We start from the raw sequence: 23,013 nt of genomic DNA, 5'->3' as shown, positions 1-23,013 counted from the left end.
CGTCGCCACGACAAGATTCACTTCACCACCGGGCTGAAGCCCGATGCACTGCGAATGCATCCCGGTAGCGGCCTGCGGGCCCGCTAGCATGCTTCATCATCTGTTTCGGAGCTCTTATCTCCTCGCCGGTGTAGACCCCTGCCACGCCGGGTTGCAGCCGGAGGCAGGGGTCGCTTCGCGTACGGACGAAGCAACCCGACGCCAGGAACGTAGCCCGCACGCGCCACGCCGCCGCCTGCTTTGTCAGCGCAACACCCTTAGAGGGCATCTGATCAACGTTCAGGCTGGAACGCCCGTTTCGCCGGATTCAATTCGCCAGCTTGGTGTGGATTCTCCGGTGAGTTTGCGGCTCATTGTGTTAGTCATGGCCCAGTGGATCATTGTCCGGGATCGCTGGGGCAGGGCTTCGTAGTCGCGCGCCAGCCGACGGTGCTGCATTAGCCAGCCGAACGTCCGCTCGATCACCCAACGCTTCCGAATGGGCTGGAAACCGCTGGTCGCGGGTCGCTTCACGACCTCGACGTCGATGCCCAGCCGGGCCCCGTGGTTGATCACGGAGTTCTGGTAGCCGCCGTCCACCCAGACTTTGGCCACCTCCGGGTGGGAAACGGCAACTTGGTCCAGTAGTTGCTTGCCGCCGGCGGTGTCGTGCACCGAGGCGGCTGTGACGATCACAGCGAGCAGGAGGCCGAGGGTGTCGGTGGCCAGATGGCGCTTGCGGCCCTTGATCTTCTTGTTCGCATCGATGCCCTGGCCGGTCTCGGCGACGTTGGAGGAGGTCTTCACGCTCTGCGCGTCCAGCACGGCCGCGGACGGACTGGACGCGCGTCCGTGTGCCCGACGGGTCCGGTCGCGCAGGAGGTCGTGAACTTGCTGCGTGGTGCCGTCGGCCTCCCACTTCGCGTAGTAGTCGTAGACGGTCTTGTGCGGCGGGAAGTCGTGCGGCAGGTACTCCCACGGGATCCCGGTCCGGTTGACGTACAGGATCGCGTTCACGATCTCCCGCAAGTCGTGCACCCGGGCCGCCGTGCCGGGACCGGTCCGCCGTGCCCGCCACTGGATGAAGACCGGCTCGATCAAGGCCCACCGGGCATCGGACACGTCACTGCGATACGGACGTCGAACAGTCACGAGCCGTGCAACGACCCACCGAAGTCCTGGTCACCGGACCGGACAGAGCGCAGCGAACCTAGATCAGATGCCCTCTTATGGGTTACGCGCGCTCACGGCGACCCCTCCGGCCCCCGCCCGCCGGGTAGAGCCCGAGGCCGTCCCGGCCCCCGCCCACCCCTACGATGACGTGGACGTATCAACGGCAACACCGCGCCACAACCGCACCACAACGGGCACAACGGGGGAATTTCATGAGCTTCATGGACCGTCTTCGCGGCGAGTTCATCGACATCATCGAATGGACCGACGACAGCCGGGACACGATCGTCTGGCGCTACCCGCGCTACGAGAACGAGATCAAGATGGGCGCCAAGCTCATCGTGCGCGAGTCGCAGGTTGCCGTTTTCGTCAACATGGGCCGGATCGCCGACGTCTTCGTGCCGGGCATGTACGAGCTACAGACCGGGAACCTGCCGATCCTGTCGACCCTGCAGGGCTGGAAGTACGGTTTCCACTCGCCTTTCAAGGCAGAGGTCTACTTCGTCACCACCCGGCAGTTCACGGACATGAAGTGGGGCACGCAGAACCCCGTCACGGTGCGCGACCCCGAGTTCGGCATGGTGCGGCTGAGGGCGTTCGGCGGCTATGCGGCGCGGGTCACCGACCCCGCCCGGCTGCTCACCGAACTCGCCGGCACCGACCCGATGTTCCGCACCGACGAGGTCGAGGAATACCTGCGGCAGCTGATCGTCGGGCGGCTCGGCGGACTGCTGGGCAATTCGGGCATTCCCATGCTCGACCTCGCCGCGCGCCAGAACGAGCTGGGCGACCGGCTGGGCAGGGCGCTGACCGAGGAGCTGGCGGCCTCGCACGGTATCTCGATCCCGAAGTTCGTCATCGAGAACATCTCGCTCCCGCCCGAGGTCGAGCAGGCCATCGACGCCCGCAGCCGGATGGGCATCATCGGGAACGTCGACAACTACGCCCGCCTGCAGGCGGCGGACGCGATCCGGGACGCGGCGAACAACCCCGGAGGCGCCGGGGAAGGCGTCGGCCTGGGGCTCGGCATTGCCGTCGGCCAGCAGATGGCGCAGGCGTTCGCGCCCCAGCAGCCCTACGCGCCCGCTGCCCCGGCGCCCGGCGGTGCGGCCGTTCCGCCGCCGTTGCCCGGTCAGCAGCAGCACCAGTGGTACGTGGCCGTGGACGGTCAGCAGCAGGGCCCCTACGACCACGCGACGTTCACCGGACACATCGGCTCCGGAGCGGTACGGCCCGGCATGCTCGCCTGGCGGGACGGCATGGCGGCCTGGCAGCCGGTGGAGCAGGTCCCCGAGCTCGCCCAGCACTTCCGCGCCACCCCGCCGCCGCTTCCGCCGCAGGCGTGACCGACCGCCAGGATCCTGTGACCTCATGAACTACCAGCCACAGCAGCCTTATCAGCCTTCTCAGCCTTATAACCCCTACCAGCAGCCGCCCCAGCCGGGACCCGCCGCCCCCCAGCAGTCCTACGCCTGCCCCTCCTGCGGCTCCACCGCCGAATACGCCCCCGGCACCCACTCCCTCCGCTGCCCCCACTGCCGCTTCGAGCAGCCCATCGCCCCCGTCAACCGCGAGGTGCGGAAGCACGCCTGGGAGGAACTCGCGACCCTGCCGGTCACGCCCCGGGCGGCCCGCGGGCAGGTTCTGCGGTGCCCCGGCTGTGGTGCGTCCAACGAGACCGACGCCCTCTCCGGGCGCTGCCGGTTCTGCGCCACCCCCATGGTCGCCTCGGCCGCTGCCGACCGGATCGTGCCCGAGGGCCTGGTCCCGTTCCATGTGGACAAGCAGGACGTGCACGACAACCTGCGCAAGTGGGCCCGCTCCCGCTGGTTCGCGCCGAACAGCCTGAAGAAGGTGAACTCGGCGGAGTCCCTGCGCGGGACGTACGTGCCGCACTGGACGTACGACGCCGCGACCGCCTCCTCGTACAGCGGCGAGCGCGGCGAGGAGTACACCGTCGGGAGCGGCGAGAACAAGGAGACCAGGGTCCGCTGGTACTCGGTCCAGGGCACGGTCCAGCGGTTCTTCGACGACGTCCTCGTCCCCGGCGCCGGGGAGGTCCCGGCCGGCCGGCTGGAGGCGCTGGAGCCCTGGTCGCTGAACCAGGCAGTGCCGTACCAGGAGGCGTATCTGGCGGGATTCCGGACCCTGCGGTACGACGTCGAGCCGGAGGCGGGTTTCCAGTCCGCCCAGGAGAAGATGGCCAAGGTCATCAAGAAGGACGTCGAGAAGGACATCGGCGGCGACCGGCAGCGGGTGCACACGGTCAACACCAACTACGGGTCGGTGACATACAAGTTGCTGCTGCTGCCGGTGTGGTTCGCGTCGTACGTCTACAACGGCAAGCAGTGGGAGGTCATGGTGAACGCCGAGACGGGCGAGATCACCGGTGACCGCCCCTACAGCCCCTGGAAGATCGCGTTCGCAGTCACCCTGCTGGTGGTGCTGGTGACGCTCGCGGTCGTGCTGAGCCGGCACCACCACTGACGGTCGACGTGTGCTCCCCGGCTCGAAGGCCGGGGAGCACGTCACGTCGACGCACATTATCGGCCACCTCGATCATGAACCGGTCGGCGCCCAGACCGTCGCACCGCACGCCTCCGCCCACCCAAAACGCAGGCTATCGCCGCATAGCGGACGCGATCAACGCCCAAGTCGGCGCCCGCGCCTTGACGCGAATGCATCGGTCCCCATCCAGCCACCTCGACCAACATCATCTGACGCTGCTTCACTTGCGCGGCGGAGCTCCCTCCGGGCCGGACCGGCCCGTTCCGGGGGCTCCTTCTTGATGCATGCGCCCAGATGGAAGGAAACCGGGGATGTCGCAGCCGGAGCAGCCGGAGCAGCACACGGCAGGCCGGGCCCAGCTCAGCCTGGGGATCGACGCCGCGCGGAACCTGGCGACCACCACCAAGACCGTTCCGCAGATGCAGGGCCTCAGCTCGCGGTGGCTGCTGCGGATGCTGCCCTGGGTGGAGGTCAAGGGCGGTACGTACCGGGTCAACCGGCGGCTGGTGTACGAGGTCGGGGACGGGCGGGTGTCGTTCGTCCAGGACGGGGCCTCCGTCAAGGTCGTTCCCGCCGAGCTGGGCGAACTGCCGTTGCTGCGCGGGTTCGACGACGCCGGCACCCTGCAGGAGCTGGCCTGGCGGTGCGAGCAGCGGGAGTACGGGCCCGGCGAGGTGATCGTCGAGCAGGGCCGTCCCGTCGACCGCGTCCACCTGATCGCGCACGGCAAGGTCGAGAAGCTCCTCGCCGGACAGTACGGCGAGGCGGCCCGGCGCGGCGTGCTGGCCGACGGCGGGTTCTTCGGCGCGGAGGCGGTGGCCGAGGCGCCGGGCACGTGGGGGTTCACGGCGCGCGCGATGACCGCGTGCACGGTGCTCACGCTGACCCGGGCCGCGTACCAGGAGATCGCCGCCCGCCACGCGGGGCTGCGGGACCACGTCCTGCGGCGCCAGGCCGAAAGGAACCGGCCGCAGAACCGGAAGGGCGAGGCGGCCATCGACCTCGCCTCCGGTCACCGCGGTGAGCCGGTGCTGCCGGGCACGTTCGTCGACTACGAACTCCGGCCGCGCGAGTACGAGCTGAGCGTTGCGCAGACGATCCTGCGCGTCCACAGCCGGGTCGCGGACCTCTACAACGACCCGATGGACCAGATCGAGCAGCAGCTCCGCCTGACCATCGAGGCGCTGCGCGAGCGCCAGGAGTCCGAGCTCGTCAACAATCCCGAGTTCGGGCTGCTGCACAACGCCGACTACAGCCAGCGCATCTCCACCCACTCCGGACCGCCCACCCCGGACGACATGGACGAGCTGCTCAGCATGCGGCGCGGGACGAAGGCGTTCTTCGCCCACCCGAAGGCCGTCGCCGCCTTCGGCCGCGAGTGCAACAAGCGGGGGCTGGCGTTCGACACCGCCGAGGTCGGCGGCCACCAGGTGCCGGCCTGGCGGGGCGTGCCCATCCTCCCGTGCGGCAAGATCCCCGTCTCGGAGGCGGGCACGTCCTCGATCCTCGCCATGCGGCTGGGCGAGGAGGGACAGGGCGTGGTCGGCCTGCGCCAGACCGGTATACCCGACGAGTACGAGCCGGGCCTGAACGTCCGGTTCATGGGCATCAACGAGCAGGCGATCATCTCCTACCTGGTCAGCACCTACTACTCGGCGGCCGTTCTCGTGCCCGATGCACTCGGCGTCCTGGAGAACGTCGAAGTCTTCGGCTCGCCGTCCTAGTTCCGCTAGTTCCGGAGGAGAGAACTCCGTGTCGCTGCTGACCCGCATGACCGCCCCCGCGGCCCGTCACGACGTGGCGCGGCTCGTGGCCACGCTGCTCGCCGGACCGCCGCAGCAGGGCGGCGTCCGCCGGAAGGACTTCGCCCTGCCCACCGGGCCGACGGGGCTGGGCACTTCGGCCGCCCGGATCGCGGCCGGGAAGAAGGAGACCGAGGGCGCGGCAGGCGTCCCCGACCTGTACTGCCCGCCCGCGCTCCGCGACGACCCCGCACTCGCCGAGGAGGTCAACGCCCGCCTGGTGGCCTGGGCCGAGGAGATCGGTCTGTACGCCGGCCGGCTCGACCGCGTCCGCGCGGCGGACTTCGGGCGCCTGATGATGCTGGCCCACCCCGACACCGACGAGCCGGACCGGCTGCTGGCGGCGGGCAAGTGCGCGCTGGCCGAGTGGGCCACGGACGACTACTACTGCGACGACGAGACGATGGGCTCCGCGCCGGCCCTGCTCGGCGCACAGCTCGGGGTCGCGTACGCGGCCGTCGACCCCGCCCACCCTCCGCTCCGTTACTCCCCTGCGGTGGAGCAGGCCCTGCACGACGACCCGGTGCGGGTCGCCCTGCGCTCCGGCTTCGCGCACCTGTCCCGGTACGCCGACCCGTCCCAACTGGCCCGGCTGCACCACGAGGTGGCCGTGCTGTTCGTGGGGTACGGCCAGGAGGGCTCCTGGCGCTCCCAGGGCCGGATGCCCGCGGTCTGGGAGTACCTGGCACACCGCCAGATCAACAGTTTCCTCCCGTGCATCGCGATGACGGACGCGGTGGGCGGCTACGCGTTGCCCCACGCCGAGTACGCCGACCCGCGGGTGCGCCGCGCCGTGACCATGGCCTCCACGGCCGCCACGCTCGTCAACGACCTGTACTCGATGGCCAAGGAACACCGCTCGGAGAGCGTGGAGTTCAACCTGCCGACCGTCATCGCCGCGGAGGAGCGGTGCTCCCCGCGCGAGGCGGTCGAGCGCAGCGCGGCCGTCCACGACGAGCTGGTGCGCACCTTCGAGACGGAGGCGGCGGCCCTGGCCCTCACCGGCTCGCCCCAGCTGCGCCGCTTCCTCGCCGGAGTGTGGGCCTGGCTGGGCGGCAACCGCGCCTGGCACAGCGGGAGCCCCCGCTACGCCTCCTCCTCGACTTCCTGACATCCGCATACTGCAAGGAGCTCCACCATGACGACCACCCCCGCCGCCCCCGTCCTGCGCACCGCGTACCAGCAGTCGGTCGCCGACTACTGGAACAAGGAGAAGGACCCGGTCAACCTGCGCCTCGGCGACGTCGACGGCCTCTACCACCACCACTACGGCATCGGCGACTACGACCCCTCCGTCCTGGAGGGCCCGGATGACACCCGCGACGAGCGCATCATCGCCGAACTCCACCGGCTGGAATCGGCCCAGGCCGACGTCCTCCTCGACCACCTCGGCGACGTACAGCCGGCCGACCGCCTCCTCGACGCCGGCTGCGGCCGGGGCGGCACCAGCATCATGGCCAACGCCCGCTTCGGCTGCCAGGTCGACGGCGTCTCCATCTCCCAGGCCCAGGTCGACTTCGCCAACGACCAGGCCCGCAAGCGCGGCGTCGACGACAGCGTCCGCTACCACTTCCGCAACATGCTCGACACCGGCTTCCCGACGGGCGCGTTCCGCAGCATCTGGAACAACGAGTCCACGATGTACGTGGACCTGTTCGCCCTCTTCGCCGAGCACGCCCGCCAGTTGCAGTTCGGTGGCCGCTACGTCGTCATCACGGGCTGCTACAACGACGTGACCGGCGGCCGTTCCAAGGCCGTCAGCCGCATCGACGAGCACTACACGTGCAACATCCACCCGCGCAGCGCCTACTTCAAGGCCATGGCCGCCAACGGCCTCGTCCCGATGAACGTCGTGGACCTCACGGCCGCGACGATCCCCTACTGGGAGCTGCGGGCGCAGTCCTCGCTCGCCACCGGCGTGGAGGACCCGTTCCTGACCGCGTACAAGGAGGGCAGCTTCCACTACCTGCTGATCGCGGCGGACCGGATCTGATCAGCCCCCGGTGAGCTCACCGGCCAGGGCGATGATGCGGGGGCGCTGCGCTTTGCGCAGCGCCCCCGGGCAGTCGGGGTGATTGCACCAGGCCACGCCTCCCGCGCCGTGATAGGTGAACCCCTTCTCAGTGGTGGAGTCCACCACCTGGAGGGGCCAGCCGAACGTCTCGCGCCCCCAGGCGTACACCTTCGCAACGCCTTCGACCTGCGCGTCGGTCAACGGCTCCGTCGGATACCCCTCCGTCTCCACCGAGGCGTAATAGGCATTCCCCTTGCCTTGAGCCCAGGCCCGGTCGGTGCCGGTTTCCACGAACTGCTCGATCACGCCGTGCTTGGAGACCCAGAAGTCCGACGAGGCCTGGGATTTCTCGATGTTGAACCAGTCGTAGGGCGAGTTGTCGCCCAACTGCACGTGCAGGACGAGCCCGCGATGCTCGACAACCCCTCCCTGCGAATGATTACGAACGGGGCGCCAAGCGGCGCCCGGCATGCGCGCCATGGCTCCTCCGGTTCGCGGTCACATCCGTATGTCGATCACCCTGCCCCTTGCTCAGTGGCTCACGGATCGGGTGTCACCGCACTGTGAGCGGGGCGAACGGGGGATGGGGCGCCCCCCCAGGCCACCCGGCCCCTCCTCGCCCGCCGACCGTGCTCGTACAAGTCCCTGCTCGACGGCAGGAGATCACCCGGGCCGAACTCCGCCGTTATCTTCTTCGCGGTCCTGCAAGAGGGCCGCTGGCCTCCGGGCCCGGCATGACTGTTCCCTCTGTCGAACCGACGACCTGGGAGGTGGTGTCACCGAGCCCGAGGGTGCCGTTGGAGACGCTGATGAGAGGTCCGACTACCGCCCGGCCGAGCACAACGCCCGACCCCTTGCGGGCGGCATGCCTGCATGACGTGGATGCGCGCGTACGGCGCCAACTCCCTGGCCAGCACCACATGAACCTCTTCACGGCGAAGGAGTCGATGCGGTAGTCGGGGTCCAGGGCAAGCAGGTCGCGGTGGAGTTGGTCGAGCAGGGCCGCCCAGCCGGATCCGACAGTCGGGGCCCAGGCGGGGATCTGCCGGTCGCAGGTGGCTGGGAAGGCCGCGGGTGTCGCCCATGGGCTTCATGATGGCGGCGGGGTACGACAACGGCCCGGGCCGGGCGGGCTCGTGGGGCGCTATCGGGCGCGTTCGGCCAGCAGCAGGGCGAGGGGGCCGGCCGGGAGGAGGAAGCGGCCCTCGGCGGCGGCGGTGATGGCGTCGGCCATGGGCCACCAGGAGAGCTTGAAGTCTTCCTCGGTGGGCGTGAGTTGCTGTGGGCCGAGGGTGAGGTCGCGGGCCTGGTAGAGGTGGATGCGGGCGGTGGACTCCAGGGTGATGGCGTACGTGCCCAGGGGCTGCCAGCGTTTGGCAGTGATGCCGGCTTCTTCCTGGAGTTCTCGCTGTGCGCACTGCTGGGGGCTCTCGCCGTTCTCACGGCGGCCGCCGGGCAGGAACAGGTATTCGCCGCCGTGGCGGGGGAAGTCGGCGGTCAGGATGGCGACGAGGCCCTGGTCGTCGCGGGCCACCACCACGGCGGCGTCGCGGGCCGGGCCTCGCCGGTGAACCTCATCGCTCATGCTTCGCGAGCCTAGCGGCGCCCTTGGAGCACGGTGGCGGCATAGGGAACATTCATCACGACGGGGTGGGCGATGCCCCGGCCGTGGTAGCCGTCGTCGCCGTAGGCGTCGCCGTGGTCGGCGCACATGATGACCAGCCAGCGGTCGTTGGCGGTCAGGGTGGTGATCAGGCGGCCGAGGTGCTCGTCGGCGTAGGCGAGCGCGGCCCGCTGGGATGTGGTGGTGTCGGCGGGCCGGCCGATGTAGTGGCCGTGGGGGACGTGGGTGGCGGAGACGTTGACGAACAGCAGCAGCGGCCGGCCGCGGTGACGGTCAGCGAGGTCGAGTGCCTGGTCCACCTGGTGGCGGGTGGAGTCGATCTCGGGCGAGCAGAACTCGGGCCGCCAGTGGTCCTCGTCGAACATTGCGGGCAGCACGCTGCCGAGCGGGGTCTCGCGGGAGAAGTAGGTCACCCCGCCGACGCAGATGGTGCGGTAGCCGTGCTGACCGAGGCCGGCCAGGAGGCTGGGGGCGTCGAACAGGAACGTCTGGGGCGGCACGGTCTTGAACGCGGGCGGGAGAGGGGGCGGACGGGCGATGGGGCGCCCCCAGGCCACCCCTCTCGCCTCAATCGGTTGCCTTACCTACTGTTGGATTCCGGCGACCGGCCGCGGCGCCGCAAATCCGACGTCAGACCCGTCACTCTGCGGCTCGGCAGCGGCTTTCCACCGGAACCGCATGGCGCTTGTCAATCGCCTGCTCGAGCCGAATCGCCAGCGACTCCATCTCGTCCGGCGTGAGGATCAACAGCGTTCGCTCGGCCGTACCATCCCGATGATGGATGTCGATCGGGACGGCCGTCTGCTGTGCACGCCGGTCGTAAGTCATGTCCCGTTTGACCGGGGTGGCATGGGAGATCAAAGGAACGCCCTCCAATGACGCGTGGTGATGTGGCCTGCGCCACATCACCACACTGGACCGGTAAACCGGTCCAGTCAAGCCATTCGTCAACTCGGCGCACCCATGGGATAGTTGTCGCCCCGCTCCCACAGCTCCGACGGGGTCACCCCCTCCTCGCACACCAGCGCCAATCCAGCGCCGTCGTAGGCAACATGCAGGTCCACGGCCACGGCCAGTGGGCATTCACGTCCGAGCTCCACGGCCTCGGCAGCGGTTGCAAGCCGGACCGTTGCTGTATCGGTGCCCTGAACGGGGGTACGGCCAGTCTCGCGAGTGACGTAGTGGGTGGTCCCCTCTGCGATCGGTCCGGCCTGCGCCAGCTTCGGGCAACGGTTGGCGATGTCCGGCGGGAACCAGGCACTCACCAGAGACAGCGGCGAGCCATCATCGAGCAGCATCAGGCGGTCCCGGCGCAGAGCGAATTCACCGGGCCGAAGGCCCAGCGCCTCAACGACGTGCGCAGGTGGGACCTCCCTGACCGGAGTGCCCAGCCGACGGAAGGGGCGCCCGCCGGACACCCGGGTGTGTTCGGCCCTGCGTCCGCCCGCCGACCGGGCAACCGGCGTCTCCGTGACACGAAAGCCCAGACCCTGCCGTGCCACCACCACGCCGTCAGCACGCAGGACGTCGAACGCTTTGTTGACCGTTGCCCGCGAGACGCCCCACTGCTCGCACAAGTCCCTGCCCGACGGCAGGAGATCACCCGGGCCGAACTCCCCTTCGGTGATGCGCCGCCGCAGCGAGTCCGCGATCTGCTCATACTTCAACATCGGCATGGCCCAACACTCCAGTTCCTCTGGACAGGTTGACCGGTCAAGGTAGAGCATCCCCCACATGACCACCCCTCCCCCCGTGGATCCCGAGATCATCGGCTTCTACACGGAGACGTTCGACGAGGCCACGCGCCTGACCTCCACGGCCGACGGCGTGTTGGAGATGGTCCGCACGCAGGAACTCCTCCGCCGCCACCTCCCACCGGCACCGGCCCGCATCCTCGATGTGGGCGGCGGGCCCGGGGCACACGCGCAGTGGCTCACGGACGACGGCTACCGGGTGCACCTCGTCGACCCGGTGACACGGCACATCGAACAGGCCCGGCATGCCGGCTGCACCACCGAACTCGGCGATGCCCGCAAGCTCACCGCAGCCGACGACTCCTACGACGCAGTCCTGCTTCTCGGCCCGCTCTACCACCTGCTCGACCGCGCCGACCGGCTGCAGGCCCTGGCCGAGGCCCGGCGCGTTGCACGGCCCGGCAGCCCTGTCGCCGCTGCCGCCATCAGCCGGTACGCCTCCCTCTTCGAGCACACCGCGACCACGTGGCTGGAACGCGACCGCGTGCACGATGCCGTGCAGGACATCCTCACCAACGGCCGCCACGAGCCCGGCCGTAAGGGCTTCACCGCGGCGTACTTCCACACCGCGGACGGACTCGTCGAAGAGCTGCGCTGCGCCGGGTTCGAGGACGCGACGGTGTACGGCATCGAGGGGCCGACCTGGGCCCTGCTGAAGGCGACCGAACAGCACACGGGGACCTCGCTGATCGGATCGCCCATGTTCCGCGCGGCGTTGGCGGCCGCACGGGCCGCCGAGCCGTACCCGGATCTGCTGGCCGCCGGATCCCACTTGCTCGCTGTCGCTCGCGCGTAACCCCACCCGGCTACCCCAACACCTCCCGCAGCCAGGCCCGCTCCGCCGCGCTGCTCGCGCGGGCGACGACTAGCATGCCGCGGCGGTACGGATCGTCCGTGTCCTCCGCGCGGACCGGGCGGTCGCCGTCGTAGAAGAAACTCGCCGGCCGCTCGAGGAAGTCGAGCCGGCGGCGCAGCACCGCGTGCCGGTCCGTGGCATCGGGCAGTTGTGAGAGGAATGCCAGGATCGTGAAGAACCGGGTGCCGTCACTGATGTCGTGATCGGTCGGCTCCCGCAGGCGGCGGAGGAGTTCCGTGCGGCCCGCGTCGGTCAGCTCCAGGCTGTTGCGCTGGGCAGCAGAGGCGCCCGGCTCGGTTCTCCGGTCCAGGAGGCCCGCCTTGGCCAGGCGGTTGATCGCCGGGTAGAGGCTGCCGTCGCTGACCGGGCGGGCATGGCCGCTCAGTTGCGCGATCCGTCGGCGCAACTCGTAACCGTGCAGCGGCCCTTCGGCCAGAAAACCGAGTATCGCAAGCTCCAGCATCCTGTTATGGTCCCACATCGATTCGAGGTACCTCGAATCGAGTGCCGAAGTATGGGAGAGCGCCATGACGACCTACACCGAGGAGTGGGTGACCGCGCAGGCCCGGTCCGTCTATGCGCATGGGCAGGCATCGTTCACCGTCCGCCCCGAACGGACCGCGCTGCTGGTCATCGACATGCAGGACGAGTTCGTCCGCCCGGGCTGGAGCCCGTACTGGGTGCCGGCCGCGACACGGATGGCACCCCGGCTGCGCACGCTCGTCGAGCAGTGCCGGGCGTTATCGGTTCCGGTCGTCTGGACCGTCTTCGACGACACCCACCTCGGGCTCGACCGGCCGTACGCGCTGCAGCACCTCCCGCACGCCGGCACCGGGTGGCGGCGGCCCGGTCCCGCGTGCGTCTGGGAGCCGATGGGCCGGCGGAGCGACGAAGTCCTCATCCGCAAGCCCTCCTACGGAGCCTTCTACGACACGCCCCTCGACACGATCCTGCGCAACCTCGGCCGGGACACGGTCGTCGTCACGGGGACGCTCACCAACTAGTGCTGCGGCACCACCGCCCGGCAGGCCTACGAGCGCGAGTACCGCGTCGTCTTCGGATCCGACGTCACCGCCACCGACGACGAGTCCCGCCAGGAGCCCGAACTCGCCGTACTGCGGAAGGGGTTCGCGCTCGTGCTGAGCGCCGACGAGATCGCGCAGCGGCTCACCGCCTGAGGCCGGATCCGCCCGCCCCGGGCCGCTGTTCCCTGGACAGTTGTCCGGCCGTCGTCCCAGACTGCCGGACGGATCGTTCACGTTGGGACCACGGTGACACCCGAGGAGCCGCGCATGTCCGCGCCCGTGCCCGTCTTCGATCACAGTGCCACCGCGTACAGCCCACGTCTCGCCTACGCGATGGCACTGGCCTCCCGGCTCGCCTACGAGGCCGAGGCCGACATCGAGCGGCAGGCCGCCGCGTGGGGGTTCGAGCGTGTGCGGCATCACTGCACGCGGTTCACCCCGCCCTTTCCCCTGGAGGACACCCAGGCGTTCACCATGGCCGGCGACCGGATGATCGTCACGGCGTTCAGGGGGACGGAGCCGCGGAAGCTGCGCGACTGGCTCTCGGATGTCGAGGGAGTGCCCTGGCCGGGGCCGGGCGGGTTGGGGTATGTGCACTTCGGGTTCGGGGAGGCGCTTCATTCCATATTCGCCGATGTCCAGGGCGCCCTGGCCGAGTTGCGCGACAAGCAGCAGACGGTGTGGCTGACCGGGCACAGTCTCGGCGGGGCCCTCGCCATGCTGGCCGGGTGCCGGCTGCACTTCGAGGAGCCGTATCTCACCGCGGACGGCATCTACACCTTCGGGCAGCCGCGGACCTGCGACCGTGCGCTCGCCGACGCGCACGACAAGGCGTTCGCCGGGCGCATGTACCGGTTCGTCAACGACAAGGACGTCGTACCGCACCTGCCGCCCGAGCCCCTCTACTGGCATGCGCAGGCCCTGCGGCACATCGACGCCGTGGGCGCGGTGCGGGAATCGGTGGGGCTGCTCGGGGGGTTCGGGGAGCGCATGGAGCACTTGGGGCATGTCGCGAAAGACATGTGGGACGGTGCCGGAGACGCCTTTCGCGATCACGGCGTCGCCAAGTACGTCGCCGCGCTGGAGAGGCTCCTCGTCCAAGGCGGGCCCGGCGCCTAGGATTTCCGGATTGCCTCCGTACAAGGAAGGAGGCTCGACCCGGGGGAATTTCCATGCGCGCGCGTCTTCGTCTGTTCACCGCTCTCGTGACGACCGGCATCGCCGTCGGCGGACTCGGCGCATGCGGGATGCTGAGGAAGAACTTCGAGGACGACACCACCCTGTCCCAGAAGATCACCGCGGTGCGGCTGGACAGCGGGTCCGGCGCAGTCACCCTGCACGGCGTCCACGGCGCCGCCGACGTGAGCCTGCACCGCTACGTCGAGTACGGCGGGGACCGCCCGGACGCGGCCACGCATCGCGTCGAGAACGGTGTCCTGGTGCTCGGCGGCTGCGGCAACGACTGTTCGGTGGCCTACACGGTCGACCTGCCGGCGGGCATACCCGTGACCGGTGAGACCTCCAGCGGTGCGGTGAAGCTCTCCAGGACGGGCGCGGTGCACGTGGCGACCGCCTCCGGTGCCATCGACCTGGACGACATCAACGGTTCCGTCGAGATGCGGTCCGGCAGTGGCGCGATCACCGGTCACGGGCTCACGGGCGGGCCCGTGAAGGCCGAGACCTCCAGCGGGGCCGTCGACCTCGCCGTGTCCTCGCCCCAGGACGTCCGGGCGGAGACCGGCAGCGGCGCCGTCACGGTCGCCGTGCCCGACGGGTCGTACCAGATCGTCACCAGGACCGGCAGCGGCGGCCAGGACATCGCCCTCTCCAACGACCCGGCCGGCAAGCACCGGCTCGACCTGACCACCGGCAGCGGCGCCATCACCCTCAAGCGCTCCTGAGGCTCAGTCCAGCGCACGCGCGTACGTCACGTACGTCCGCTCCACCGCGAAGCCCGTCCGTTCGTAGAGCCCCAGCGCCCCGGTCGGGTTGGCGGTGTCGACGACGAGCTCCGCCCTGGCGTAGCCGTGGCGCGCGGCCTCGGTCAGGGTGTGTGCCAGCAGGGTGTGCGCCGCGCCGCGGCCGCGGTGGGCCGGGCGGGTGCCCAGGTGGCCGATGGTGCAGGAGCGGCGTCCGGTGGCCGCTCCGTCGGCCACGTACTCGTCGGCGAGGAGGTACGCCGCCACCTGCCCCTCCGCGTCGAGCAGGAGGGCGGAGAGCCCGGGGCGGAACGAGCGGGCGCCCGTGATCCAGGTGTCCCAGTCGGTGCGGTCCATCCCGGTGTGGTTCCAGTGGTCGCGGAAGGCCTCGTTGTGCGCGGTGCGGGTCGCTTCGTCGTAGGTCTCGTCGAAGGGCACCAGGCGCAGCCCGGTCGGTACGGGCACGGTGCGGCGGCGGCCGTCCCGCAGGTCGTGCGCCATGCCGAACCAGTGGCGGCAGGGCGCGAACCCGGCGCGGGCGGCCAGCACCGCCAGGCCCTCGTTCGTGTCCACCCCGTCGATCAGCAGTTCTCCCGGTACGCGCGCGTGGCGCTCGTCCCGCATCGCCCGGGCCCGGGTGCGCATCCAGTCGGTCAGCTGCGCGCCGATCCCCCGGCGGCGCCAGGCGGGGTGGACGGCGGACGCGCCGGCGAAGCGGGCGATCTCCCGGACGTGGTCCGGCTCGTACACCATCGCGTACGCCGCCAGGCGTCCGGCCTGCCACACGCCCACCGCGTTCTTCGCCAAGTCAAGCTTGGGGTCGGTGAGTTCGTCCAGGACGTCGGCCTCGTCGGCGTGCATGCCGGTCCTGTCGGTGTGTTCGACTTCTTCGCGCAGCACCGCGAGAGCCGGGGCGTCTGCCGTGGTGAGGGGCTGGAGCGTGACATCCATGGAAAAACGGTACATAAGGGGGGTGGGTGCGTCGAAGAGATTTTCGGGCCATGCGCCCTCGGTGTGCCCCAGCCGCCACTCTCGGTGTTGCGATCCTCACGCATCCCGCGTCTTCTTCAAGGGTCGGTAAAACCGCTGCAGCTGATAGAAAAGGTCATCGTCGGCAAAGGTTGACCGCAGCAGCCACGCCCGGCACAGCAGACCTCCCGCGGCTCCCCGAAGGAAGACACATGCCTGCCATACATCCGCGCGCGGCGCGGGTTACAGGGCTGTTCCCGCCACGGCCCACGACACTTCCGGGGAGCCGGTGGACGACGGACGTTCCGCAGTGAGCCTCATAGCCCGGCCCACCGCCGCCCCCGAGGCCCCCGAGTCGCCCGCCGGCAGCGCCCCCGGCCGGCAGACGCGGCTGGACTCGCTCACCGGGCTGCGGTGGTTCGCGGCACTGCTGATCTTCTGCTACCACTTCGCCTACGACCAGTCCGTGGGCACCCCCAAGCACCTCGGCAGGCTGAGGGACGTCACCTTCGCCGGGCCCTCGGCGGTCTCCTTCTTCTTCGTCCTCTCGGGCTTCGTCCTCGCCTGGTCGGCGCGGCCGAACGACACGGTGACCGGCTTCTGGCGGCGCCGCTTCGCCCGGATCTATCCCAGCCACGCGGTGACCTTCGGCGTCGCGGCGCTGATGCTGCTGTGGATGGGGCAGAAGCTGAACCCCGCCATCGCACTGGGCAATCTGACCCTGACCCAGGCGTGGGTCCCCAACCGGTCCGACTGGTGGTTCGGCTTCAACGGCGTCTCGTGGTCGCTGAGCTGCGAGTTCCTCTTCTACTTCACGTTCCCCTTCCTGGTGCGGCCCATCCGGCGCCTGTCGGTCCGCGGGCTGTGGGCCGTAGTCGCCCTGGGGAACCTGTTCGTGGTGGCCTATCCGGCGTTCATGAACGACATCGCGCACGCCACCGGCTGGGACCCGAAGTACTTCCTCTACATGCTGCCCGCCGTGCGGCTGCCCGAGTTCGCCGTCGGCATCGCCCTCGCCCTGCTGGTGAAGAGCGGCGCCTGGCGCGGCCCGGGCGTGGCGGTGAGCGTCGCCCTGTCCGTGACGGCGGTCTTCGCCGTGGTGCACCTGCTGCCCTACGAGTACCGCTGGGGCGCGGCCACGGTGATCCCGTACACGCTCACCATCGCGGCGGCCGCGCGGGCCGATGCACGCGGGGAGGAGTCGCCCTTCCGGCACCGGGTGCTCGTGTATCTGGGTGAGGTCTCCTTTGCCTTCTATCTCGTGCACGAGATGGTCATCTACAGCACCAACTACTTCCTCAAGCAGCACCACATGGCCCTCAGCATGACCGTGCAGGCGGGGCTGGTCATGGCCATTGCCCTGGCGGGAGCGGTCGTGCTCCACGAGTACGTGGAGAAGCCGGGCGTGAAGCTGCTCACCGGGAAGCGGCGGAAGCCGAAGCCGGCCGTGGGATGAGTGCCGGGGGCCGAGGCCCCCGGCACCCCCGGCGTTCAGTTCGCGAACTGGATCAGCACCCGCACCAGGCGGCACGTCGTCTCCGACGGCGGGTGCACCCCGATCCGCTCCGCCGTCGCGCGGATCTTCTTGTCGGTCGCCTGCTCCGGCCGGTACACCCCGGAGTGGAGCAGCGCTATCGCCAGGCGCATCGCCTTCAGCTGGCGGTTGTGCGCCTCGTACCAGGCCCTCGGGCGGCCTGCGGGCATCCTCTGCTTGGGAAGGGTGTCAAACGTCGTGGCTGCGCCCATCGGTATCCCCCTGTGAGTGGTCGTACAGCCTCTCTCAACACCCTCCATTTTACTGCCGGGCACTGACAAACGCCCCTGGTCAGGCGCCATTTGAAGCGCGTTCGAAGCCTGCTTTCCGGCCCCCCGCGGTAGCGTGTGCGGCATGGAGATCTGGATCAATCCCGCCTGTTCGAAGTGCCGCAGCGCGCTCTCGCTGCTCGACGCCGAGGGCGCCGGCTACACCGTCCGCCGCTACCTGGAGGACGTGCCCTCGGAGGACGAGATCCGCACCGTCCTCGGCCGGCTCGGGCTGGAGCCGTGGGACATCACGCGCACCCAGGAGGCGGACGCCAAGGAGCTCGGGCTGAAGGACTGGCCGCGGGACGAAGGGGCGCGCGACCGCTGGATCGCCGCCCTGTCCGCGCACCCCAAGCTCATCCAGCGGCCGATCATCACGGCCGACGACGGCTCCGCGGTCGTCGGCCGCACCGAGGAGGCCGTCCGGGAGGCCCTGGCCAGAAGCAGGCGCTGACCAGGGCCGCACCGGACGTACGGCCCGTACAGCGGTATAACGGGTGGTGTGGCATGTCCCGCGACGAGGCGGGAGGGAGCGGCACCCATGAAGCACGCACTCGATGCACAGCGGATCGGCGACGCCCGCGGCTACCTGCCGATCGAGGACCACGGGATCATCGGTGACCTGCACACCGTGGCCCTGGTCGGGGTCGACGGCACGATCGACTGGTGCTGTCTGCCGCGGTTCGACTCCCCCGCCGTCTTCGGCTCGCTGCTCGACGCAGGGATCGGCGGCTCGTTCTCCGTGAAGGTCCGCGAGGTCGAGCGGACCAAGCAGATGTACATGCCCGACTCGAACGTGCTGCTGACCCGCTTCCTGGCCCAGCGCGCGGTCGCCGAGCTGTACGACTTCATGGTGCCCGACCACCCGTCGTGCCCGGCCTCCGGTGCGCGGCAGATCGTCCGCCAGGTGCGGGTGCTGCGCGGGCGGGCCACCGTGGAGGTGCGCTGCCGGCCCGCCTTCGACTACGCCCGCGCCCCGCACGCCGTGCGCCTGGTGGAGGGTGCCGGGGCGGTCTTCACCAGTCCCGCCGGGACGCTCGTGCTGCGCTCGTCCGTCCCGCTGCAGGTGGACGGCGACGCCGCGTGCGCGACGGTGACCCTGGGCCCCGGGGAGTCGCTGGAGCTCGCCGCCCAGTGGGGCGAGCCGGACGACGGCACGATGCGCTCCATCGACTGCCCCGAGGCCACCCGGCTGCTGGACAAGACGCTGCAGTACTGGGACGGCTGGCTGCGGCACTCCACCTACCAGGGCCGCTACCGCGAAACGGTCGAGCGCTCGGCCCTCGCGCTCAAGCTGCTCGTCTACCAGCCCACCGGCGCCCTCGTCGCCGCCGCGACCACCTCGCTGCCGGAGTCCCCGGGCGGCGGCCGCAACTGGGACTACCGCTACACCTGGATCCGCGACGCCGCCTTCACCCTCTACGCCCTGATGCGCCTGGGCTTCACCGAGGAGGCCGCCGCCTTCATCGACTGGCTGCACCAGCGCTGCGTGCAGGCGCCCCCGGGCACCGGGCTCCAGGTGCTCTACGGGATCGACGGGCGCCCGGAGCTGCCCGAGTCGGTGCTGGAGCACCTGTGCGGCTACCAGGGCGCCCGGCCCGTCCGCATCGGCAACGCCGCCGCCCAGCAGCTGCAGCTCGACATCCACGGCGAACTGATGGACTCCGTCTACCTCTACAACAAGCACGGGGAGCCGATCTCCTACGAGCTGTGGGAGGCGCTGGCCCGGCAGCTCGAATGGCTGGAGAAGCACTGGGAGGAGCCGGACGACGGCATCTGGGAGACCCGCGGCGGACGGCAGCGCTTCACCTACTCCGCGCTGATGACGTGGGTCGCCTTCGAGCGCGCCATCCGCATCGCCCGGCACCGCGGCATGCCCGCGCCGGTCGAGCAGTGGCGCGACACCGCCGCCTCCGCCTACCGCTTCGTGCAGGACCAGTGCTGGACGCCGGAGCTCGGCGCCTACTGCCAGTACCCGGAGAGCGCCACGCTGGACGCCTCGCTGCTGGTGATGCCGCTGGTGAAGTTCGCCGGGCCCAAGGACCCGCGGTTCCTGTCGACGGTGCGCGGTATCGAGGAGCAGCTCGTCAGCGACAGCCTGGTGCACCGCTACCGGACGGACGGCAGCGACGGACTGACCGGCGGGGAGGGCACGTTCAACCTGTGCTCGTTCTGGTACGTGGAGGCGCTGGCCCGCGCCGGGCGGGTCGGCGAGGCGCGCTACGTCTTCGAGAAGATGATCACGCACGCCAACCATCTGGGGCTCTACGCCGAGGAGATCGGGCCCGCGGGCGAGGCGCTCGGCAACTTCCCCCAGGCGTTCACCCACCTCGCGCTGATCAGCGCCGCCACCAACCTGGACCGCGCCGTCGGCAGCCACCACGGCCCGGCCGCCCGCCAATGGCACACGAGTTGAGCGGTCACCCGGCCGACGACAGCACGGGGAAGGCGTTGCCGCTGTCGCTGCAGCGCAGCGTCCACGGCGGGCCGCCCTGTTCGTGCACCCGGACGTCGACCTCGGTGGCCGGGCGGCCGCCCGGCACCGCGGAGTGGGCGGCGGTGCAGGCGATCTGACTGACGGCGGCCGGCTGCAACTCCGAGACGGGAACGGGCAGATCGACGTCCACCGCGCCGGTCGCCGCGGTCGCGCGCACCGGGCCGATCGTGCCCGGCACCTCGGTGATCAGACCGCGCGCCCGCTCCGCCGGGGTGGGCCCGGCGAGCAGCAGGTCCATGGCCCGCTGCGGGCCGGCCGGGGTCCGCTCGTGGCGGGAGACGGCCTGGATACCGACCGGGGAGAGGAAGAAGATCCGGGCGGTGGTGTAGCTGCCGCCGGGTTCCTGGATGCCGGTCGCGGGCTCCCCGGCGCGGACGAGGCCGGTGGGGGCGATGCCGCAGCCCGGCAGCGTGCACACGGCACCCAGGCACAGGGCGAGCAATGCGCTGCTGCGCCGGGTCACGGCTCCTCCCGCAGCGGCAGGTCGACCGTGAACACCGCGCCGCCCTCGGGCTTGTTGAACGCCCGGAGGGTTCCGCCGTGCAGCCGGACGTTCTCCATGGCGATGGCCAGGCCCAGCCCGCTGCCCTCGGAGCGGACGCGGGCGGCGTCGGCCTTGTAGAAGCGGTCGAAAACGTGCGGCAGGACCTCGGGGTCGATGCCGGGGCCGTGGTCGCTCACGTCGATCAGCAGGCGCCCGCCCTCCGCCCGGGCCGCCAGCCGAACCGGCGGGCCGCCGTGCCGCAGGGCGTTGCCGACGAGGTTGGCGACGACGACGTCGATGCGCCGGGGGTCGAACCGGGCCCGTACTCCCTCGGGCAGGTCCGCGGTCACCCGGTCCTGCCAGCCGCGGGCCCGGAGGGTCCGGCGGAGGGCGTCGGCGACGTCGACCTCGTCCAGGTGCAGGGCGGCGGCTCCGGCGTCGAAGCGGGAGACCTCCATCAAGTCCTCGGTCAGCCGGGTGAGTTTGCGCGTCTCGCCGCTGATCAGCCGGACGGCGTCGGCGGTGTCGGAGGGCAGTTGCCCGGCGTCCTCGTCGAGGATCTCGGTGACGGCGGACATGGCGGCGAGCGGGGTGCGCAGCTCGTGGGAGACGTCGGCGGCGAAGCGGCGGGAGTTGGCCTCCAGACGGCGCAGCCGGGCGTCGTCCTTCTCCAGGGCGGCGGCCATGGCGTTGAACGTGCGGGTGAGGTCGGCGAGTTCGTCGGTGCCGGTCACCTTCAGGCGGGTGTCGAGCGCGCCGCCGGTGATCTTCTCGGCGGCCTGCCGCAGCCGCCGCACGGGCCGGAGCACGCGGCGGGCGGCGAACAGGGCGGGGACGACGGCCAGGGCCAGCGCGGGCACGGCTCCGGCCTGGGCGGCGGTGACCAGGGAGTCGATGTCGCCGCGCTCGTCGGCCAGCGAGAACTCCGCGTAGACGTCGAGCCCGGAGGCCTTGTGGCCGGTGCCGGTGAAGGTGACGGGCATGCCGATGGTCAGCCAGGGGCCGCCGTTCCGCTCGACGCGCTGGTAGAACGGCTCGTTGCGGTCGCGCACCGCGCTGCGCAGGGCGTCGGTGACGACGCTGGCGTTGCCGGGCAGACGTTCGGGGACGGCGGGGCCGTTGCCGTAGGCGGCGGAGGTGCGCCAGTTGCGGGAGCCGCCGGCACGGTCGAGCTGGAGGGCGAAGTTCTGCAGGTCCTGCGGCCTGGGCGGGAAGGGCAGGGCGGGGGCGAGGGAGTCGATCTGGGTGCGCAGGTCGTGCACGGCGGTGGTCTGGGTGCGCTGCAGGATCGCCTCGCGGGCCTCGCGGAAGGTCAGGACGGCGGTGATCAGCGCGCTGAGGGCGGAGACTGCCAGGAAGGCGATCACGAGCCGGGTGCGCAGGCTCTGGGAGAACGGGAGGGCTGCGGCGAGGCGGCGCCAGGGGCGGGTTCCCACAGAGGTCGATTCTGCTGTCCCGGCCCGCGGAACAGGGTTCCGCTTTCCGTTTCCCCAAGGCAAACTACTAGTCATCTTTGGGTAAAACGGCGTGCTTTGATGGGGGCGGCCCCGTGCCACGCACCCGCCCCTTCCTCAAGGAGAGACAGTGCCGTCCACGAAGACCGTCAGATCCGCCACGCTGCTCGCCGCCGCCACCGCCGCGCTCGTCACGGCCCTTCCCGCCCCGGCCGCACAGGCGGCCGCCGTGCCGCAGGTGAAGGTCCTCACGTACAACACCTTCCTGATGTCCACGAATCTCTATCCCAACTGGGGCCAGGAGCACCGGGCCAAGGAGATAGCGGCCGCCGATTTCTTCCGGGGGAACGACGTCGTCGTCCTCCAGGAGGCCTTCGACAACGGCGCCTCGGACACCCTCAAGTCCCGTGCGGCGGACCAGTATCCGTACCAGACCCCGGTCGTCGGCCGGGGCAAGGACGGCTGGGACGCGACCGGCGGCAACTACTCCACGACCACTCCGGAGGACGGCGGGGTCGCGGTGCTCAGCAAGTGGCCGATCGTCCGCAAGGAACAGGTGATCTACAACGACGCCTGCGGCTCGGACTGGTGGTCCAACAAGGGATTCGCCTATGCGGTGCTGAATGTGAACGGCACCAAGGTGCATGTCGTGGGCACGCACACACAGTCCACCGACAGCGGCTGCAGGACGGGCGAGCCGGCGGCGCTGCGGGCCAGGCAGTTCCGGCAGATCGGCGCCTTCCTCGACGCCAAGAAGATCCCGGCGGACGAACAGGTGATGCTCGCGGGCGACCTCAACGTGGACTCCCGCAGCCCCGAATACGCCTCGATGCTGAACGACGCGGGCCTCGTCGCCGCCGACGCCCGCACCGGGCACCCGTACTCCTTCGACACGAAGGAGAACTCGATCGCCTCCTTCCGCTACCCCACCGACCCCCGCGAGGACCTCGACCACGTCCTCCACTTCAAGGGCCACGCCCGGCCCGCGAACTGGCGGAACACCGTGGTCAAGGAGCAGTCCGCGCCGTGGACCGTCTCCAGCTGGGGCAAGCAGTACACCTACACCGACCTGTCCGACCACTACCCGTTGATCGCGGGAGCGGGGGCCAGCTGACCTCGCTGTCAGTGGGTGGTGTCAGGATGCTCGCAACG

The 23,013-nt window shown here is 70.4% G+C and carries 23 protein-coding genes and 1 pseudogene; 13 read left to right on the top strand and 11 right to left on the bottom strand.

All coding sequences use genetic code 11. The features are described from left to right. Nucleotides 1-279: 279 nt before the first annotated feature. Nucleotides 280-1,131 carry an IS5 family transposase gene (locus tag ACMATS_RS27745; RefSeq protein WP_414169457.1) on the bottom strand — a complete coding sequence of 284 codons (852 nt, stop codon included), beginning with the start codon at nucleotides 1,129-1,131 and terminating at the stop codon, nucleotides 280-282. 242 nt (nucleotides 1,132-1,373) lie between these two features. On the opposite strand from ACMATS_RS27745, the gene ACMATS_RS27740 reads away from it, so the two are divergent. The 5 genes from ACMATS_RS27740 (at nucleotide 1,374) to ACMATS_RS27720 (ending at nucleotide 7,455) form a co-directional block, all read left to right on the top strand. Next, on the top strand, nucleotides 1,374-2,498 hold the full coding sequence (locus tag ACMATS_RS27740; protein ID WP_414169456.1) for an SPFH domain-containing protein: 1,125 nt from the start codon (nucleotides 1,374-1,376) through the stop codon (nucleotides 2,496-2,498). Nucleotides 2,499-2,523: 25 nt separating this feature from the next. Then, complete coding sequence (locus ACMATS_RS27735; protein ID WP_414169455.1) at nucleotides 2,524-3,639, top strand: hypothetical protein; 1,116 nt, start codon at nucleotides 2,524-2,526, stop codon at nucleotides 3,637-3,639. A 332-nt stretch (nucleotides 3,640-3,971) separates the two neighbouring features. Continuing rightward, on the top strand, nucleotides 3,972-5,384 hold the full coding sequence (locus ACMATS_RS27730) for a family 2B encapsulin nanocompartment shell protein (protein WP_390777700.1): 1,413 nt from the start codon (nucleotides 3,972-3,974) through the stop codon (nucleotides 5,382-5,384). Nucleotides 5,385-5,412: 28 nt separating this feature from the next. Further along, nucleotides 5,413-6,573 carry a family 2 encapsulin nanocompartment cargo protein terpene cyclase gene (locus ACMATS_RS27725; RefSeq protein ID WP_391152952.1) on the top strand — a complete coding sequence of 387 codons (1,161 nt, stop codon included), beginning with the start codon at nucleotides 5,413-5,415 and terminating at the stop codon, nucleotides 6,571-6,573. Nucleotides 6,574-6,600: 27 nt separating this feature from the next. Next, entirely contained in the window at nucleotides 6,601-7,455 is an 855-nt protein-coding gene (locus tag ACMATS_RS27720) for a geranyl diphosphate 2-C-methyltransferase (RefSeq protein ID WP_414169454.1), read from the top strand. Here ACMATS_RS27720 and ACMATS_RS27715 read toward each other — a convergent pair whose 3' ends face one another. The 5 genes from ACMATS_RS27715 to ACMATS_RS27695 form a co-directional block, all read right to left on the bottom strand. Further along, the gene (locus ACMATS_RS27715) at nucleotides 7,456-7,956 is read right to left on the bottom strand and encodes an N-acetylmuramoyl-L-alanine amidase (RefSeq protein ID WP_171080626.1); all 501 of its coding nucleotides are present in this window, start codon (nucleotides 7,954-7,956) and stop codon (nucleotides 7,456-7,458) included. 664 nt (nucleotides 7,957-8,620) lie between these two features. Next, a complete protein-coding gene (locus tag ACMATS_RS27710; RefSeq protein ID WP_390777703.1) occupies nucleotides 8,621-9,061 on the bottom strand; it encodes an NUDIX hydrolase in 441 nt (146 codons plus the stop codon). An 11-nt stretch (nucleotides 9,062-9,072) separates the two neighbouring features. Further along, a complete protein-coding gene (locus ACMATS_RS27705) occupies nucleotides 9,073-9,600 on the bottom strand; it encodes a sulfatase-like hydrolase/transferase (protein WP_414169453.1) in 528 nt (175 codons plus the stop codon). A 139-nt stretch (nucleotides 9,601-9,739) separates the two neighbouring features. Further along, nucleotides 9,740-9,961, bottom strand: a complete 222-nt coding sequence (locus ACMATS_RS27700; protein ID WP_414169452.1) for a hypothetical protein — start codon at nucleotides 9,959-9,961, stop codon at nucleotides 9,740-9,742. Between the two features lie 86 nt (nucleotides 9,962-10,047). Then, nucleotides 10,048-10,776, bottom strand: a complete 729-nt coding sequence (locus tag ACMATS_RS27695) for a GntR family transcriptional regulator (RefSeq protein ID WP_414169451.1) — start codon at nucleotides 10,774-10,776, stop codon at nucleotides 10,048-10,050. 58 nt (nucleotides 10,777-10,834) lie between these two features. Here ACMATS_RS27695 and ACMATS_RS27690 point away from each other — a divergent pair, with 58 nt between their 5' ends. Beyond that, nucleotides 10,835-11,650, top strand: a complete 816-nt coding sequence (locus tag ACMATS_RS27690; protein ID WP_414169450.1) for a class I SAM-dependent methyltransferase — start codon at nucleotides 10,835-10,837, stop codon at nucleotides 11,648-11,650. A gap of 10 nt (nucleotides 11,651-11,660) precedes the next feature. Here ACMATS_RS27690 and ACMATS_RS27685 read toward each other — a convergent pair whose 3' ends face one another. After that, a complete protein-coding gene (locus tag ACMATS_RS27685) occupies nucleotides 11,661-12,173 on the bottom strand; it encodes a PadR family transcriptional regulator (RefSeq protein WP_171080636.1) in 513 nt (170 codons plus the stop codon). Nucleotides 12,174-12,237: 64 nt separating this feature from the next. Between ACMATS_RS27685 and ACMATS_RS27680 the strand changes: the two are divergent. From ACMATS_RS27680 to ACMATS_RS27670, 3 genes and pseudogenes are all read left to right on the top strand, one after another. Then, nucleotides 12,238-12,888: pseudogene (locus ACMATS_RS27680) on the top strand (cysteine hydrolase family protein). A 114-nt stretch (nucleotides 12,889-13,002) separates the two neighbouring features. Next, complete coding sequence (locus tag ACMATS_RS27675; RefSeq protein WP_227725159.1) at nucleotides 13,003-13,854, top strand: lipase family protein; 852 nt, start codon at nucleotides 13,003-13,005, stop codon at nucleotides 13,852-13,854. A gap of 53 nt (nucleotides 13,855-13,907) precedes the next feature. After that, a complete protein-coding gene (locus ACMATS_RS27670; protein WP_391156084.1) occupies nucleotides 13,908-14,636 on the top strand; it encodes a DUF4097 family beta strand repeat-containing protein in 729 nt (242 codons plus the stop codon). A gap of 3 nt (nucleotides 14,637-14,639) precedes the next feature. On the opposite strand, the gene ACMATS_RS27665 is transcribed toward ACMATS_RS27670, so the two are convergent. Beyond that, nucleotides 14,640-15,605 (bottom strand): GNAT family N-acetyltransferase, encoded by a 966-nt coding sequence (locus ACMATS_RS27665; protein WP_414169449.1) that lies wholly within the window; start codon nucleotides 15,603-15,605, stop codon nucleotides 14,640-14,642. A 328-nt stretch (nucleotides 15,606-15,933) separates the two neighbouring features. Between ACMATS_RS27665 and ACMATS_RS27660 the strand changes: the two genes are divergently transcribed. Then, nucleotides 15,934-17,079, top strand: coding sequence for an acyltransferase family protein (locus tag ACMATS_RS27660; protein WP_414169448.1), 1,146 nt, complete (start codon nucleotides 15,934-15,936; stop codon nucleotides 17,077-17,079). Between the two features lie 35 nt (nucleotides 17,080-17,114). Here the strand turns inward: ACMATS_RS27660 and ACMATS_RS27655 are convergent, their stop codons facing one another. After that, on the bottom strand, nucleotides 17,115-17,369 hold the full coding sequence (locus tag ACMATS_RS27655) for a hypothetical protein (protein ID WP_390777713.1): 255 nt from the start codon (nucleotides 17,367-17,369) through the stop codon (nucleotides 17,115-17,117). A 142-nt stretch (nucleotides 17,370-17,511) separates the two neighbouring features. On the opposite strand from ACMATS_RS27655, the gene ACMATS_RS27650 reads away from it, so the two are divergent. Both ACMATS_RS27650 and ACMATS_RS27645 read left to right on the top strand, forming a co-directional pair. Further along, on the top strand, nucleotides 17,512-17,880 hold the full coding sequence (locus tag ACMATS_RS27650; RefSeq protein WP_414169447.1) for an arsenate reductase family protein: 369 nt from the start codon (nucleotides 17,512-17,514) through the stop codon (nucleotides 17,878-17,880). Between the two features lie 87 nt (nucleotides 17,881-17,967). Further along, the gene (locus ACMATS_RS27645; protein ID WP_414169446.1) at nucleotides 17,968-19,842 is read left to right on the top strand and encodes a glycoside hydrolase family 15 protein; all 1,875 of its coding nucleotides are present in this window, start codon (nucleotides 17,968-17,970) and stop codon (nucleotides 19,840-19,842) included. A gap of 4 nt (nucleotides 19,843-19,846) precedes the next feature. On the opposite strand, the gene ACMATS_RS27640 is transcribed toward ACMATS_RS27645, so the two are convergent. Both ACMATS_RS27640 and ACMATS_RS27635 read right to left on the bottom strand, forming a co-directional pair. Next, a complete protein-coding gene (locus tag ACMATS_RS27640; RefSeq protein ID WP_390777716.1) occupies nucleotides 19,847-20,386 on the bottom strand; it encodes a hypothetical protein in 540 nt (179 codons plus the stop codon). After that, on the bottom strand, nucleotides 20,383-21,918 hold the full coding sequence (locus ACMATS_RS27635; protein WP_414169445.1) for an ATP-binding protein: 1,536 nt from the start codon (nucleotides 21,916-21,918) through the stop codon (nucleotides 20,383-20,385). Before ACMATS_RS27635 ends, ACMATS_RS27640 begins: the two co-directional genes overlap by 4 nt. A gap of 73 nt (nucleotides 21,919-21,991) precedes the next feature. Between ACMATS_RS27635 and sph the strand changes: the two genes are divergently transcribed. Then, complete coding sequence (sph, locus tag ACMATS_RS27630; RefSeq protein ID WP_391156068.1) at nucleotides 21,992-22,975, top strand: sphingomyelin phosphodiesterase; 984 nt, start codon at nucleotides 21,992-21,994, stop codon at nucleotides 22,973-22,975. Nucleotides 22,976-23,013: the final 38 nt, after the last annotated feature.

This window comes from Streptoverticillium reticulum, assembly GCF_047456005.1.
Classification (GTDB): Bacteria; Actinomycetota; Actinomycetes; order Streptomycetales; family Streptomycetaceae; genus Streptomyces; species Streptomyces reticulum.
The sequence above is the reverse complement of the archived record's forward strand: the minus strand, read 5'-3'. Positions and strand labels throughout refer to the sequence as shown.